General features: G+C 55.9%; 15 protein-coding genes. 12 read left to right on the plus strand and 3 right to left on the minus strand.

Going from position 1 to position 15311, the window contains the following annotated elements; genetic code table 11:
- The first annotated feature begins 31 nt into the window (after positions 1-31).
- The gene (locus FOC35_RS21440) at positions 32-1747 is read left to right on the plus strand and encodes a ShlB/FhaC/HecB family hemolysin secretion/activation protein (protein WP_172570156.1); all 1716 of its coding nucleotides are present in this window, start codon (positions 32-34) and stop codon (positions 1745-1747) included.
- A gap of 34 nt (positions 1748-1781) precedes the next feature.
- On the opposite strand, the gene FOC35_RS21445 is transcribed toward FOC35_RS21440, so the two are convergent.
- On the minus strand, positions 1782-2822 hold the full coding sequence (locus FOC35_RS21445; protein WP_172570157.1) for an oxidoreductase: 1041 nt from the start codon (positions 2820-2822) through the stop codon (positions 1782-1784).
- Positions 2823-3182: 360 nt separating this feature from the next.
- On the opposite strand from FOC35_RS21445, the gene ydgT reads away from it, so the two are divergent.
- The 11 genes from ydgT (at position 3183) to gstA (ending at position 12945) form a co-directional block, all read left to right on the plus strand.
- Positions 3183-3398, plus strand: a complete 216-nt coding sequence (gene ydgT, locus FOC35_RS21450) for a transcription modulator YdgT (protein ID WP_039899250.1) — start codon at positions 3183-3185, stop codon at positions 3396-3398.
- 80 nt (positions 3399-3478) lie between these two features.
- Positions 3479-3919: a DUF2569 domain-containing protein gene (locus FOC35_RS21455; RefSeq protein ID WP_172570158.1), complete on the plus strand. Its 441-nt coding sequence runs from the start codon at positions 3479-3481 to the stop codon at positions 3917-3919.
- A gap of 77 nt (positions 3920-3996) precedes the next feature.
- Positions 3997-4578: an electron transport complex subunit RsxA gene (gene rsxA, locus FOC35_RS21460; protein WP_016536132.1), complete on the plus strand. Its 582-nt coding sequence runs from the start codon at positions 3997-3999 to the stop codon at positions 4576-4578.
- On the plus strand, positions 4578-5156 hold the full coding sequence (gene rsxB / locus FOC35_RS21465) for an electron transport complex subunit RsxB (protein ID WP_016536131.1): 579 nt from the start codon (positions 4578-4580) through the stop codon (positions 5154-5156). Before rsxA ends, rsxB begins: the two co-directional genes overlap by 1 nt.
- A complete protein-coding gene (gene rsxC, locus FOC35_RS21470; protein WP_172570159.1) occupies positions 5149-7110 on the plus strand; it encodes an electron transport complex subunit RsxC in 1962 nt (653 codons plus the stop codon). The genes rsxB and rsxC overlap by 8 nt, the downstream gene beginning before the upstream one ends.
- Entirely contained in the window at positions 7111-8163 is a 1053-nt protein-coding gene (gene rsxD, locus FOC35_RS21475; protein ID WP_016536129.1) for an electron transport complex subunit RsxD, read from the plus strand. It begins immediately after the preceding gene.
- 9 nt (positions 8164-8172) lie between these two features.
- Positions 8173-8799 carry an electron transport complex subunit RsxG gene (gene rsxG / locus FOC35_RS21480; protein WP_172570160.1) on the plus strand — a complete coding sequence of 209 codons (627 nt, stop codon included), beginning with the start codon at positions 8173-8175 and terminating at the stop codon, positions 8797-8799.
- The gene (locus tag FOC35_RS21485) at positions 8796-9488 is read left to right on the plus strand and encodes an electron transport complex subunit E (protein WP_016536127.1); all 693 of its coding nucleotides are present in this window, start codon (positions 8796-8798) and stop codon (positions 9486-9488) included. The genes rsxG and FOC35_RS21485 overlap by 4 nt, the downstream gene beginning before the upstream one ends.
- Complete coding sequence (nth, locus tag FOC35_RS21490; protein ID WP_172570161.1) at positions 9485-10120, plus strand: endonuclease III; 636 nt, start codon at positions 9485-9487, stop codon at positions 10118-10120. The genes FOC35_RS21485 and nth overlap by 4 nt, the downstream gene beginning before the upstream one ends.
- 606 nt (positions 10121-10726) lie before the next feature.
- Positions 10727-12232 carry a dipeptide/tripeptide permease DtpA gene (gene dtpA / locus FOC35_RS21495; RefSeq protein ID WP_172570162.1) on the plus strand — a complete coding sequence of 502 codons (1506 nt, stop codon included), beginning with the start codon at positions 10727-10729 and terminating at the stop codon, positions 12230-12232.
- A 110-nt stretch (positions 12233-12342) separates the two neighbouring features.
- Complete coding sequence (gene gstA, locus FOC35_RS21500) at positions 12343-12945, plus strand: glutathione transferase GstA (RefSeq protein ID WP_172570163.1); 603 nt, start codon at positions 12343-12345, stop codon at positions 12943-12945.
- A 54-nt stretch (positions 12946-12999) separates the two neighbouring features.
- Here the strand turns inward: gstA and pdxY are convergent, their stop codons facing one another.
- On the minus strand, positions 13000-13860 hold the full coding sequence (gene pdxY / locus FOC35_RS21505) for a pyridoxal kinase PdxY (protein ID WP_016536121.1): 861 nt from the start codon (positions 13858-13860) through the stop codon (positions 13000-13002).
- An 89-nt stretch (positions 13861-13949) separates the two neighbouring features.
- Entirely contained in the window at positions 13950-15224 is a 1275-nt protein-coding gene (gene tyrS / locus FOC35_RS21510; protein WP_039898144.1) for a tyrosine--tRNA ligase, read from the minus strand.
- Between the last annotated feature and the right edge of the window lie 87 nt (positions 15225-15311).

Raw genomic sequence — 15311 nt, forward strand, 5'->3', positions numbered from 1 at the left:
TTGATTCGCTGCGCAGTTAAGGGAGCTCACTATGGACAATCGTCTGGGTATTCTGCTGCTGTACGGAGCAACGCTGAGCATCAGCTTTGCTGACATGTCCCCCACGCTTATCGACCCCAATAACCCCGCCAAAGCGGCGCGCCCCGTTGCGCTTCCCCCGGTCGGGCAAAAAACGCCTCAGGTCAGTGTTGCCCCTCCGGCCCCACAGCTGACACCGCAAACGCCGGTGACGGTAAAGCATTTGCAGTTTATCGGCGGTACCCGCTACCCGCTGGACTCGCTGGTTGAACCCTTTCGCCCTTTGGTAGGCAAAACCGTTCCGCTCTCACAGTTGCTGGCGTTAACCAACGGCATCACTCAGCGCTATCAGCAGGATGGCCTCCCGCTCTCGTATGCTTATTTACCGAGCGATAATTTTCATGACGGCACGGTGCGCATCGTGCTGGTTGAGGGCTATATCGCCCACAGCAATATCAACAGCGACAATGCCAGCACCAGCGAGCGTTTAAGCCGCCTTTCGGCGCTGATGATGGAGGAAAAGCCGCTCAGCCAGGCCACCTTCGACCGCTACAGCCTGCTGATGCAGCGTACTCCGGCCACTAAAGTTGAGGCTAATGCCGCCCTGCCGAATAATATTTACGGCGCGGCAGATATGAAAATCGATGCCACGCAGCCGCATATATGGAATCTCTCTTCCACCATCGATACGCGCAAAGGATCTAACCTGGCGCTGGTGAACGGCACGCTGAGCAATCTCACCAGCTACGGCGATCAGTTGGGGCTGGCAACGCTTATCCCGCTGGATAACGGCACCCGAAAAACCTATTTCGGCGCCAACTATCAGCAATACCTCACCGATAACGGCCTGCTGATGCAGCTCAAGGGCAGTTTCTACCGCGAAGACCCGCGCGACTTTACGCCGCTGCTGTATCTGCCGCAGGACATTGCCATTGAAGCACGGGAAAAAACCACGCAGTACACCGGCGGGATTGCCTTCAGCTATCCGCTGCTCCTGGAGCGTAAAAAACAGTTCTCCGTCAGCGGCGGGCTGGATTATATAGATAAGCGCGACGATTACGCCCTGCGGGCCAGCAGGTTCGAAAATAGTATCGACTTACCTTCCGTCAGCCAGCGGACGCGCTACCCGGCAGCCGAGTTTTCGGCCTGGGGCTACCGGGAATATGAGAAAACAAACTGGAGCACACGTCTGACGCTGCGCAAAGGCATCGACGGATTCGGCGCAAGCACCACGCCGGGCTCAGGCACTAACCTCAATTTTACCCGCTGGAAAGCCAACGGCGATGCCGCCTGGATGGTGGCCGAGCGCTGGAAGTTAAGCACTTCGCTGGAGGGTGACTGGTCGAACAATAATTTACCGGAAGCAGAGCGCGTGAGCTTTGGCGCCCAGCGCTACGGGCGAGGCTACCCGGACGGCGAGGCAAGCGGTGACTACGGCTACGGCGGGCAGGTTGAACTGCGCTATCTGCATAATCTGGAGAAAGGCGTATGGCTTAACACGGTGCAGCCTTACGTGGTGGCGGATACCGCCCAAACCTGGTTTAACCAGCAGGGGTTCCGGCACCAGCGTCTGGCCTCGGTGGCTACCGGCGTCACGGTCGGCGACAGCCGTCATTATTCTGTTTCCGTTGAAGCCGCAAGGCCGCTGGCAGATTTGCCCAGCGACAGCAGCCGTCGCGACTGGCGATTCAGCCTGACGTTTACCTACAACTTTAATAATCTGCATTAAGGAAATCCCTCACCGCTGCGGTGAGGGATCTTACTCAGGAAAGGTTCAGCGTGGCGCGTTTCTTCGCCGACTCCATGCCCAGTTCAATCAACTCCATCACCTGAATTGCCTGCACGGCCGGAACAGGGTTTTCCCCTTTGCCGGTCAGCGCATCGCGAATGCCTGCATAGTAAGCCGGGTAGTTACCGGGGACAGTCAACAAGGTTTGCTCGGCCATCAACTCGCCCTGAGCCAGGGTCAGCACGCCGTCTCGCATATCATAGCCCCAGTCTTCCTGCGGCAGACGCTCACCGGCCTTGAGGCGGTCTTCCTGAGGGTCGAGCCCATATTTGATATAACTCCCGCGCGTACCATGAACGATGTAGCGAGCCGTTTCCGCCGCCGCCAGCAGGGTTCCGTGCAGCACCACGCGGCGCTGAGGGTAAGCCAGCACGGCGTGGAAGTAATCGGTAGCCTGAGCGCCCGCCCGCAACTGCGCGAGATCGACCGTCATGCTGACCGGGAGGCCAAACAGATTCAGCGCTTGGTCAAGCAAGTGCGGCCCCAAATCGTACCAGATACCGCTCCCGACGCCCGCCTGCTCGCGCCAGCGGTTGCGAACCTGGGGGCGGTAACGATCAAAATGAGATTCAAAATAGGCCACTTCGCCCAGCGTGCCGTCGGCGAGCAGATTTTTCACCGTCAGGAAGTCGCTGTCCCAGCGGCGGTTATGGAATACCGAAAGCAGTAGGCCGAGATTTTTCGCCAGCGCATCCAGCTCGCGAGCCTGCGACAACGTTACGGTGAACGGTTTGTCGACAACGACATGTTTTCCCGCTTCCAGCGCCGCTTTTGCCAGCGGGAAGTGGGTATCATTCGGGGTGGGAACCACAATGAGATCAATATTGGGGTCGTTAAACAGATGCTGAGGGTCTGAAACAACCTTCATTCCCGGCCAGTCAGCGTGAACCTTATCGGCATCGCTACTGGATACCGCAGCGAGGCTCATTCCAGGCGTACCGGAGATAAGCGGTGCGTGAAAAGTTTTGCTGGCATAACCGTAACCGATCAGCCCGACACGAATGGTATCACTCATTTGTTTTCCTCTCGTCAATGGACTCCGTCATTTCACCTTATCCCCCGACTTGCCACAACAGCAAGTTACCGCGTTGCGTAATTACCGGCCGGTTGAGAGCCATTATTGCTAATTAACCTGATATTAGCTGTGGTCTTAATATCAATGTCTAATAAGATCTACAGTCTGTCAGATTAAATTAAATGAATAAGATAATTAGCCTCCTGCGTCACTATCTTCCTGGCTCCGGCAGAGAAAACTCCTAATTGTTCAGTTGCTTAATAATAGCGCTAAGTTTCTGTCCCCTTTTGCGATTATTATCCCTCATTCCCGTTAACTGATAATTATAATCTTACTCTACTTATGGAAAATGCTACCGCCCTGAGCACCCTCGATTACCTGATGAAGTTTCGTAAAATCAACACATCCGACAGTCTGGAAAAGTTGTTCGACCACCTCAATTACACGCTAACCGACAGCGGCGAAATCATTAGTATGTACCGCGCGGCCGATCATCGCCGGGCAGAACTCGCTTCCGGCGGCCGCCTTTTTGACCTTGGCTGTGTCCCCAAAACCGTCTGGCGTTACGTTCAGTAAACGCCTGCCGGTAGCAATGGCGGCAAAATCCCTTATAATCCCCCCGCTTTATTCATCATATTGGTAAATCGGGAGGAAATATGACAACGACCCAACCGCCTCGTATTGCAGGCTGGCTGCTTGCGCCTCTGGCGTGGCTATTAATGTCGTTACTCAGCAGCTCCGTAGCGCTGGCGAGCTTCCTGATGCTGCTTCTTTCCCCTGAGGCCCGCCAGGCCCTCGGCAATGCGGATGCCAAAACGACCCTGCTGTTTGCCCTTTCCGTCGGCTGCGCGCTGGCGATGTGGGGCTACACGCTGTGGTTAACTATCGCTTTCTTTAAACGCCGCCAGAACGTGGTCCGCCATTATGTCCTTTGGCTGCTGTTTACCGTGCTGTTGGCGATTAAATCTTTTGCATTCTCGCCGGTAAGCGACAAGGTGGCGGTACAGTTGCTGCTCCCTTCCCTGATGGCGGCGGCATTACTGGTGCCCTATTTGAAGCGTTCCAGGCGCGTAAAGCAGACCTTCATTAACCCGTAATAACCCTATAGATAGCCCGTTGTCGCCGCCCTTCGATTAGTCGATAATAGGCGGCTTTTTTTGTTTCAGGTCGAATAATGTCAGATTACTTACTGCTCTTTGTTGGTACTGTGCTGGTCAATAACTTCGTGTTGGTGAAGTTCCTTGGCCTGTGTCCGTTTATGGGGGTTTCCAAAAAACTGGAAAGCGCCATCGGCATGGGTCTGGCAACCACCTTCGTGATGACGCTCGCCTCAATTTTTGCCTGGATAATTGATGAATTTATCCTGGTGCCGCTGGACCTGATTTACCTGCGCACGCTGGCCTTTATTCTGGTTATCGCGGTGGTGGTGCAGTTCACCGAAATGGTGGTGCGTAAAACCAGCCCCGCGCTTTACCGTCTGCTGGGTATCTTCCTGCCGCTTATCACCACCAACTGCGCGGTGCTCGGCGTGGCGCTACTCAACATTAACCTCGGGCACGACTTCCTGCAGTCCGCCGTTTACGGCTTCTCCGCCGCGCTTGGTTTCTCGCTGGTGATGGTGCTATTTGCCGCCATCCGCGAACGCATGGTCGTTGCCGACATCCCCGCGCCTTTCCGTGGCAACGCCATTGCACTGGTTACCGCCGGACTGATGGCGCTTGCATTTATGGGCTTTAGCGGTCTGGTGAAGTTCTGATGACTACGCTGTGGATGGCTATTATTTCGGTCACGCTGATGGGCCTGCTGTTTGGCGTGATCCTCGGGTATGCCTCGCGCCGCTTCCAGGTTGAAGAAGATCCGATTGTTGACCGCATTGACGAACTGCTGCCGCAGAGCCAGTGCGGCCAGTGCGGCTACCCCGGCTGCCGCCCTTATGCTGAAGCGGTAGGAAACCAGGGCGCGAAGATAAACCTCTGTGCGCCCGGCGGTGAAGCCGTGATGCTCAAGATTGCCGCTACGCTAAACGTTGACCCGCAGCCCATTGACGGCGACGCCGCCGATGCGGAACCGGTGCGCATGCTGGCTATTATCGACGAAGCGAACTGCATCGGCTGCACCAAATGTATTCAGGCCTGCCCGGTAGATGCCATTGTCGGGGCAACCCGCGCGATGCATACCGTGGTGAGCGACCTGTGTACCGGCTGTAATCTCTGCGTTGACCCCTGCCCGACCCGCTGCATTGAACTGCGTCCGGTCAGCCCCACTACCGAAAGCTGGAAATGGGATTTGCAGACCATCCCGGTGCGTATGATCCCGGCGGATAATCATGCTTAATTTTTTCAATCGCTTTAAAAAAGACAGGATCTGGGATTTCGACGGCGGCATTCATCCCCCGGAGATGAAAACCCAGTCCAACGGCACGCCGCTGCGCCAGGTTCCTCTGCCCTCTCAGCTGGTTATTCCGCTTAAACAGCACATCGGCCCTGAAGGCGAGCTTTGCGTGAAGCCGGGTGATTACGTGCTGCGCGGCCAGCCGCTGACCCGCGGGCGCGGCAGAATGCTGCCGGTACATGCCCCAACCTCCGGTACGATAAAAGCCATTGCCCCACACTCAACGGCACACCCTTCCGCACTCGAAGAGTTAAGCGTCATCCTCGATGCCGACGGTGAAGACCTCTGGATTGAGCGTGACGGCTGGAGCGACTACCGCTGCCAGAGCCGCGAGGCGCTTATTGAACGCATTCATCAGTTCGGCGTTGCCGGACTGGGCGGCGCGGGTTTTCCTACCGGCAATAAGCTGCTGGGCGGCGGCGATAAGATCGACACGCTCATCATTAACGCCGCTGAGTGCGAACCCTATATCACCGCCGATGACCGGCTAATGCAGGATTGCGCGGCGCAAATCGTCGAAGGCGTACGCATTCTCGCCCATATATTGCAGCCGCAGCGCATTCTAATTGGCATCGAAGATAATAAGCCGCAGGCGATTTCGATGATGCGTGCGGTGCTGGCAAATAGCCACGACATGCAGTTACGCGTGATCCCAACGAAATATCCGTCCGGCGGCGCCAAACAGCTGACTCAGATCCTGACCGGTAAGCAGGTTCCGCACGGCGGCCGTTCGTCGGATATCGGCATTCTGATGCAAAACGTCGGGACGGCTTATGCGGTAAAACGCGCGGTTATTGACGGCGAGCCGCTTACCGAACGCGTGGTCACTTTAACCGGGGAGTCCATCTCTCAGCCGGGTAACGTATGGGCGCGCCTCGGTACGCCGGTTAATCATCTTCTGGAGTTTGCGGGCTTCAGGCCGGTACAAGAGCAGAAGGTGATTATGGGCGGGCCGCTGATGGGCTTCACCCTGCCGTGGCTTGACGTGCCGGTGGTAAAAATCACCAACTGCCTGCTTGCCCCTTCGGCAAGCGAAATGGGCGAAGAGCAGGAAGAGCAAGGCTGTATTCGCTGTAGCGCCTGCGCGGACTCCTGCCCGGCCGATCTGCTGCCGCAGCAGCTTTATTGGTTCAGCAAAGGCCAGCAGCACGACAAGGCCACCGCGCATAACCTCTCGGACTGCATCGAATGCGGCGCCTGCGCCTATGTTTGCCCGAGTAATATTCCGCTGGTGCAATACTTCCGCCAGGAAAAAGCCGAGATCCGCGAGATTGAGGTTGAGGCTAAGCGCACCGTTGAAGCGAAAGCGCGTTTTGAAGCCCGTCAGGCAAGGCTTGAGCGCGAGAAGGCCGCCCGCCTTGAGCGCCATAAAAGCGCCGCAGTTCAGCCAACGGCGAAGGACAACGATGCTATTCAGGCTGCACTTGCCCGCGTGAAAAGCAAAAAAGCGCAGGCCAGCGAAGAGCCCATTATCGTTAAAGCTGGAAGCGTGCCGGACAATAGCGAAGTCATTGCCGCTCGCGAAGCGCGTAAAGCCGAAGCGCGTGCGCGCCAGGCGGAGAAAGCTCAGCAGACGGAAGCTCCTGCCAACGCGGAGGCAGATCCACGTAAAGCCGCCGTTGAAGCCGCTATCGCCCGAGCTAAAGCACGTAAAGCGGCTCAGGCAGCCGCGCCAGTTGAGCAAGAAGCGGTCGTTCAGGCTACTCCGGTAGACCCGCGTAAAGCCGCCGTTGAGGCCGCAATTGCCCGCGCTAAAGCACGTAAAGCGGCTCAGAAAGCCGAGTCGGAGCAGTCTGAACCGGCTGAAAAAGAACAAGATCCACGCAAAGCCGCGGTGGCTGCGGCGATCGCCCGAGTACAGGCACGCAAAGCCGCTCAGATGTCTCCAGAGGAATAAATGGTTTTTAAAATCGCAAGCTCCCCGTTTACCCATAACCAGCGCAGCACGGCGCGGATTATGATGCTGGTTTCCCTCGCCGCCCTGCCCGGCATCGCGATGCAGTGGTACTGGTTTGGCTGGGGAACGCTGGTTCAGGTCGCGCTCGGGATAGCCAGCGCCATGGCCGCAGAAGCATTGGTGCTTCGCCTGCGCAAAAAATCGCTGCAAAGCCATCTCGGGGATAACTCCGCCCTGCTCACCGGGCTGCTGTTGGGCATCAGTATTCCTCCCCTTGCGCCGTGGTGGATGGTGGTGCTGGGCATGGTATTTGCGATTATTATCGCCAAACAGCTGTACGGCGGCTTGGGCAATAACCCTTTCAACCCGGCGATGATTGGCTATGTTGTTCTGCTGATAGCCTTCCCGGTACAGATGACCTCCTGGCTGCCTCCGCAGTCGATTGCCGCTACGGTGCCGGGTTTCGTTGACAGCCTGCAGGTGATTTTCCACGGTGCTACCGCCGCCGGCGACACCATGGACAAGCTGCGTATGGGCGTGGACGGCATTAGCCAGGCTACGCCGCTCGATACCTTTAAAACCGGCCTGCACGCAGGGCATTCCGCCGAACAGCTGCTGCAAGCCCCGATTTTTGGCGGCGTACTCGCGGGCCTGGGCTGGCAGTGGGTTAACCTTGCCTATCTGGCAGGCGGCCTGTTCCTGCTGTGGCGCGGAACGATTCGCTGGCATATTCCTGCGGGCTTCTTGATTGCCCTGCTGGTTTGCTCCACGCTGGGCTGGCTCATCGCTCCTGAGAAATGCGTTTCTCCGCTGGTACACCTGTTCTCCGGCGCAACCATGCTGGGCGCATTCTTTATTCTTACCGACCCGGTTACCGCCTCAACAACTAACCGTGGCCGCCTGATTTTTGGCGCTCTGGTTGGTCTGCTGGTGTGGCTTATCCGCACTTACGGCGGCTACCCGGACGGCGTGGCGTTTGCGGTGCTGCTTGGCAATATTACCGTGCCGCTTATCGACTACTACACGCGCCCTCGCGCTTACGGCCACCGTTAAGGAAGCGCTATGTTTAAAACAATGCAAAAGCATGGCGTAGCGCTGGCGCTGTTTGCCGCACTCTTTACCGGCCTCACCGCGCTGGTGAACGAACTTACAAAGCCGACAATCGCCCAGCAGTCTGCGCTTCAGCAAAAAATGCTGTTCGACCAGGTTATCCCGGATGATGTTTACGATACCAATATTCAGAATAGCTGCCTGCTGGTAAAGGACTCCCCGCTCGGGAAAGGGGCTCGCCATATTTATGTCGCTCGTAAAGGCGATACGCCGGTTGCCGTCGTAATGGAAGCCACTGCTCCGGACGGCTATTCTGGTGCGATACAAATTCTGGTTGGCGCCGATTTTAAAGGCACCATTCTCGGCACTCGCGTAACCGAACACCACGAAACGCCGGGCCTTGGCGACAAAATTGAACTGCGTCTGAGCGACTGGATAACCCACTTTACCAATAAGCGTATTCAGGACAGCGATGACGCGAGCTGGGCGGTGCAAAAAGACGGCGGCCAGTTTACCCAGTTTACCGGAGCCACCATTACCCCGCGCGCCGTGGTCAACGCGGTTAAACGTGCCGGGCTGTTTGCCGAAACGCTGCCTCAGCAGCTTGGCGAACTGCCCGCCTGTGGAGACAAACAATGAGTGAAACTAAACGCGTCCTGGTTAACGGGCTGTGGAAGAATAACTCGGCGCTGGTTCAGCTGCTGGGGCTCTGCCCGCTGCTGGCCGTAACGTCCACCGCGACTAACGCGCTGGGCCTTGGCCTTGCCACAACGCTTGTGCTGACGCTGACTAACGGAACCATCTCTGCCCTGCGCCGCTGGGTGCCGTCTGAGATCCGTATCCCGGTCTACGTGCTGATAATCGCCTCGGTGGTGAGCATCGTACAGATGCTTATCAACGCCTACGCCTTTGGTCTTTATCAATCGCTGGGGATTTTTATCCCGCTTATCGTCACCAACTGTATCGTGGTAGGCCGCGCTGAAGCCTATGCGGCAAAAGCCAGCGTGCCTTACGCCGCCCTGGACGGCTTTGCAACCGGCCTCGGCGCAACCAGCGCGATGTTTGTGCTGGGTTCAATTCGCGAAATCATCGGTAACGGCACCCTGTTCGACGGCGCTGACGGCCTTCTGGGAAGCTGGGCTAAGGTGTTACGCATCGAAGTGTTCCATACCGATACGCCTTTCCTGCTGGCGATGCTGCCGCCGGGCGCATTTATTGGCCTCGGCATGCTGCTGGCGCTAAAATACCTCATCGATGAAAAAATGAAGGCGCGCCGCGCGCGTGAAGCCGCAGCCGTCGTTGAAGGGAATGCAGAGAAGGCTTCATGAACAACAGCAAACGGATTGAGATCCTCACCCGTTTAAGGGACAACAACCCGCACCCCACTACCGAACTTAACTTCAGCAGCCCGTTTGAGCTGCTGATTGCGGTACTGCTTTCCGCTCAGGCCACCGACGTGAGCGTGAACAAAGCCACCGCGAAGCTCTATCCTGTAGCCAATACGCCTGCCGCGATGCTGGCCCTGGGGGTTGACGGCGTAAAGGAATACATCAAAACCATCGGCCTGTTTAACAGCAAGGCGGAAAACGTGATTAAAACCTGCCGTATGCTGCTGGAGCTGCATCACGGCGAAGTACCGGAAGACAGAGCCGCGCTTGAAGCGCTGCCGGGCGTAGGGCGTAAAACAGCAAACGTGGTGCTTAACACCGCCTTCGGCTGGCCGACCATCGCCGTGGACACCCACATTTTCCGCGTCTGCAATCGCACCCAGTTTGCCGCAGGCAAAAACGTTGAGCGGGTAGAGGAAAAACTGCTGAAGGTGGTTCCGGCAGAATTTAAGGTTGATTGCCACCACTGGCTTATCCTTCACGGCCGCTATACCTGCATCGCCCGCAAACCGCGCTGTGGCTCCTGTATCATCGAAGATCTCTGCGAGTTTAAAGAGAAGGTCGAAGTCTGATTCCCCAGGCTCACGCTCGTGAGCCTGTAGCTCTTTCCCCTGGCCTGCTGGCGATTGCCGCCATTTCATTCGTTTATGCCATTAAAACCGGCTGATGATTTTATTTTGTTCGACGCATTACCTGACCACCAGGTTAATCGTTTTTTTGCGATAAGAAATTTCTATAAATTTGTGATCTGCATCACTTTGATAACTTCAGGTTAAAAAATAGTGATAAATCGGGCTCTAACGGCTTGCTATCGTTACTATTAATGGATCAATAGCAATACAATAGGCCAGGTATATTAAATAACATGGTCTATATCACTGCCTTTAAGGCCTGCAAGCAGAATATATAACTAAATAGTTAAAATTGTGCTGTAAAAAAAGACAAAAAATCGATAAAGCCTGGAATAGTAAAATTTAACGCTGAATAACAAATCAGGTTAAGGCTTATTATCCGGCCCGGGTTATATGTAACAGAATATTGCAAACCCCTTGCCTGAGGCACCCGGATAGTGAACATTACCAGCCGTTTTTCCTTCCTTATAACTAGAAAGTGCATGCCGCCTCGGTATTGCAACAGCAAGCCCCTTATTAAAGCGGGATGTAAAAAAAGAGGTATATGTGTCGACTGCAAACAAAAAACCAGCGGAAAGCGTGAGTCTTAACGCCTTCAAGCAACCTAAATCGTTCTATCTGATTTTCTCTATTGAGCTCTGGGAGCGCTTTGGCTATTACGGCCTGCAAGGCATCATGGCCGTTTATCTGGTCAAAATGCTGGGCATGTCCGAAGCGGACTCCATTACGCTGTTCTCCTCCTTTAGCGCCCTGGTCTATGGCCTGGTAGCGATTGGCGGCTGGCTGGGCGATAAAGTGCTCGGCACCAAGCGCGTTATCATGCTCGGGACTATCGTGCTGGCCATCGGCTATGCGCTGGTAGCCTACTCCGGGCATGACGTCAGCGTGGTCTATATCGGTATGGCGACCATTGCGGTAGGTAACGGCCTGTTCAAGGCGAACCCTTCCTCCCTGCTGTCCACCTGCTACGATAAAGACGACCCGCGTCTGGACGGTGCATTCACCATGTACTACATGTCCATTAACATCGGCTCCTTCTTCTCTATGCTGGCTACGCCGTGGCTTGCCGCGCAGTACGGCTGGAGCACCGCGTTCTCTCTGAGCTTCGTCGGGATGCTGATTACCCTGGTCAACTTCATCTTCTGCAAGAAGTGGGTTAAAAACTACGGTTCTAAACCTGACTTCGCGCCGGTTCACTTCGGTAAACTGCTGACCACCATCGTTGGTGTGGTTGTGCTTATCGCCGTGGCAACCTGGCTGCTGCACAACCAGGGCATTGCTCGCGCCGTACTGGGCCTGGTCGCTCTGGGCATCGTGTTTATCTTCGGTAAAGAAGCTTTTGCCATGAAAGGTGCCGCACGCCGTAAAATGATTGTGGCCTTCATCCTGATGGTTGAAGCTATCGTCTTCTTCGTGCTGTACAGCCAGATGCCAACCTCCCTGAACTTCTTCGCGATTCGTAACGTGGGCCATGAAATCATGGGCATCACCTTCGAAGCCGAGCAGTTCCAGGCGCTGAACCCGTTCTGGATAATGATTGGTAGCCCGATTCTGGCCGCTATCTATAACAAGATGGGCGACCGCCTGCCGATGCCGCACAAGTTTGCTATTGGTATGGTGCTGTGCTCCTTAGCCTTCCTGGTTCTGCCGGTCGGGACTAAATTCGCTAACGAAGCGGGTATCGTTTCCGTTAACTGGCTTATCCTGAGCTACGCACTGCAAAGCATCGGCGAGCTGATGATCTCCGGCCTGGGCCTGGCAATGGTTGCGCAGCTGGTTCCACAGCGTTTGATGGGCTTCATCATGGGCAGTTGGTTCCTGACTACCGCAGGTGCGGCAATCATTGCCGGTAAAGTTGCAGGCCTGATGGCGGTGCCGGAAAACGTGACCGACCCGCTGCTGTCCCTGGAAGTTTATGGCCGCGTATTTATGCAGATTGGTATCGTCACCGCAGTGATTGCCGTGCTGATGCTGCTGACCGCGCCTAAGCTGAACCGCATGACGCTGAGCGAAGACAAAGCTGAGAAAGCTTCAGAAACCGCGACCGCGTAACATTCCGGAAAAAAATCAGTCTGTAAGCCGCCAGCTTTAACGCTGGCGGCTTTTTTTTTACCTGAAGCCGCACTAACATGGATTAACTTAGTGCCCTAACGGAGTTCGTGATGAAACTGTATTTCAAGCCCGGTGCCTGTTCCCTTTCCCCACACATTATCCTGCGCGAATCTGGGCTGGACTTCTCTCTGGTCAAAGTAGACCTGGCGAGCAAACGTACCGAAAATGGTGACGATTTCCTGGCGATTAACCCTAAAGGCCAGGTTCCCGCCCTGCTGCTGGATGATGGTTCGCTGCTGACCGAAGGCGTGGCTATCGTGCAGTATCTTGCCGATAAAGTACCGGACCGCCAGCTGCTGGCTCCCACCGGCAGCATGACGCGTTACCACACTCTGGAGTGGCTCAACTACGTTGCCACCGAGCTGCACAAAGGCTTCTCTCCGCTGTTCAACCCGGCGACCCCGGAAGAATTTAAGGCTGTGGTACGCAAGCAGCTGGAGAAAAAATTCCACTACGTGAATGAAGAGCTGAAAGACAAACAGTGGCTGATGGGCTCCCGCTTTACCGTGGTGGATGCCTACCTGTTTACCGTGCTGCGCTGGGCCTATGCTCTGAAGCTGGAGCTGGCTGGTCTGAGCAATATTGAAGCCTATCTGGAACACATGAAGGCGCGGCCTGCGGTTGCCGCGGCGCTGGCTGCCGAAGGCCTCTAAACGCCGGCCGGAGCCGTTATAGCAAAACGCCCTCAAATGAGGGCGTTTTTTATTTTACAGCTTCACCGCGGTGAAGTAGTGCTCAGGTTTGGCTATACCGTCCTGAGCCGCCACCAGCTGTAGCTCGTACTCTTCCATACGTTTGGTGACCACCATAATGTCGTACACCGCCGCCGTGACATGCTCCAGCGCTTCGCGCAGCGTTGCGCCCTGTAGCAGCTTGACCAGCAGCAGACCGCTGGTCACGTCGCCCACGCCAACCGGCTGGCGCTCGCCAAAATCCACCAGCGGGCGATGGATATGCCACGCTTCATCGGCGGTGACCAGCAGCATTTCAAAACGATCCTGCTGGTAGCCCGCGCGCGCAAGATGTTTCACCAGCACGATTTGCGGCCCCTGAGCAATCAGCTCGCGGGCGGTAGCCACGGCTTCCTCAACGTTGTTCACGCCGTGGCCGCTGAGGATTTCCAGCTCAATCAGGTTTGGGGCAATGATATCGCTGGCGGGCATGGCATAGCGGGTGTGGAATTCGGCTACGCCCGGCGCCACGATGCAGCCTTTTTCAGGATGGCCCATCACCGGATCGCAGAAATATTTGGCGTTCGGGTTAGCGGCTTTCACCTGACGGACGATAGAAAGAATATGCTCCCCCTGCTCCGCAGATCCCAGATAGCCGCTCAGCACCGCGTCGCAGCGCTGCAGCTGACCGATATCGGCAATGCCCTGCACAATTTCACTCAGGTGGCTGGCTGGCATCACGCTGCCGGTCCACTTTCCGTATTGAGTATGGTTGGAGAACTGCACCGTGTTCAGCGGCCAGACGTTAGCGCCCAGCCGGCGCATCGGAAATTCGGCCGCGCTGTTACCGGCGTGGCCAAATACGACATGAGACTGAATGGCAAGGATGTTTTTCATTTTTCTACTCGGGTGAAACGCCTGGCGTTGTGCTTGAAGAGTAAAAATAAAGGGCGTGGTTTACGCCACGCCCTTCGGGTCTGACTAGCTTATTTCCAGCAGACGAGGCAGTAGTTCTTCTTACCGCGACGCAGCAGGGTGTAACGGTTAAACAGAATGTCGCCGTCGGTAAAGGTGTATTCCGGGTCAGACTGTTTTTCGCCGTTAATAGTAATAGCGTTCTGGGCAATGGTTTTACGTGCCTGGCCACGGGATGGCTGTAGCTCGGAGTCAACCAGCGCCTGTTGCAGGTCCGCGCCGCGCTCGATTTCAACCATCGGCACGCCGTCCTGGGCAAGCTGTTCAAAGTCCGCTTCGCTCAGGTCGCTGAGGTTGCCGTTAAACAGGCTGGCGGTAATACGCTTCGCCGCGCTCAGGCCTTCTTCGCCGTGAACCAGGCGGGTAACCTGCTCGGCCAGCACATACTGGGCACGAGGCGCCGCGCCGCTGTTTTTGTCTTCTTCTTCCAGAGCGTTTATCTCTGCGATATCCATAAAGGTGAAGAACTTCAGGAAGCGATAGACGTCGGCATCGGCGGTATTGATCCAGAACTGGTAGAACTTGTACGGGCTGGTTTTCTTCGGATCCAGCCATACCGCGCCACCTTCGGTTTTACCGAATTTGGTGCCGTCTGATTTGGTGATAAGCGGCACGGTCAGGCCGAAGGCCTGCTGCTGGTGCAGACGGCGGGTCAGGTCGATACCCGAGGTGATGTTGCCCCACTGGTCAGAACCACCGATTTGCAACACGACGCCGTGCAACTTATTCAGGCAGGCAAAGTCATAGCCCTGCAACAGGTTGTAGGAAAACTCGGTGAACGAGATACCCACATCGTCACGGTTCAGGCGCTGCTTCACCGCTTCTTTGTTAATCATCTGGTTAACGGAGAAGTGCTTGCCGATATCACGCAGGAAGGTCAGCACGTTCATGTTGCCGAACCAGTCATAGTTGTTCGCCGCTACTGCGGAGTTGTCGCCGCAGTCAAAGTCGAGGAACGGTGCAACCTGGCGGCGGATTTTTTCCACCCACTCCTGCACGGTGTCTTCGGTATTCAGCTTACGCTCAACCGCTTTAAAACTTGGGTCGCCGATAAGGCCCGTTGCACCACCCACCAGCGCAACCGGTTTATGGCCTGCTTCCTGAAAACGCTTCAGGCACAGCAGCGGAACCAGATGGCCCAAATGCAAGCTGTCGGCGGTAGGATCGAAGCCGCAATAGAGTGCAATTGGCCCTTGCGCCAGTCGCTCTGCTAACGCTTCCTCATCCGTCACCTGGGCAACTAAGCCCCGCTCTTGCAATTGTTTTATCAAATTGATGTTCGCCATCAAATTCTCCATCTCTATACGACTGCACCTTGGCCGGTACACGGCTTTTCGCCCACTGGCGAAAGTAATACTTTTTGGGGCGTATAG

Origin of the sequence: Cedecea sp. FDAARGOS_727 (assembly GCF_012273235.1) — a bacterium.
GTDB lineage: Bacteria > Pseudomonadota > Gammaproteobacteria > Enterobacterales > Enterobacteriaceae > Cedecea > Cedecea davisae.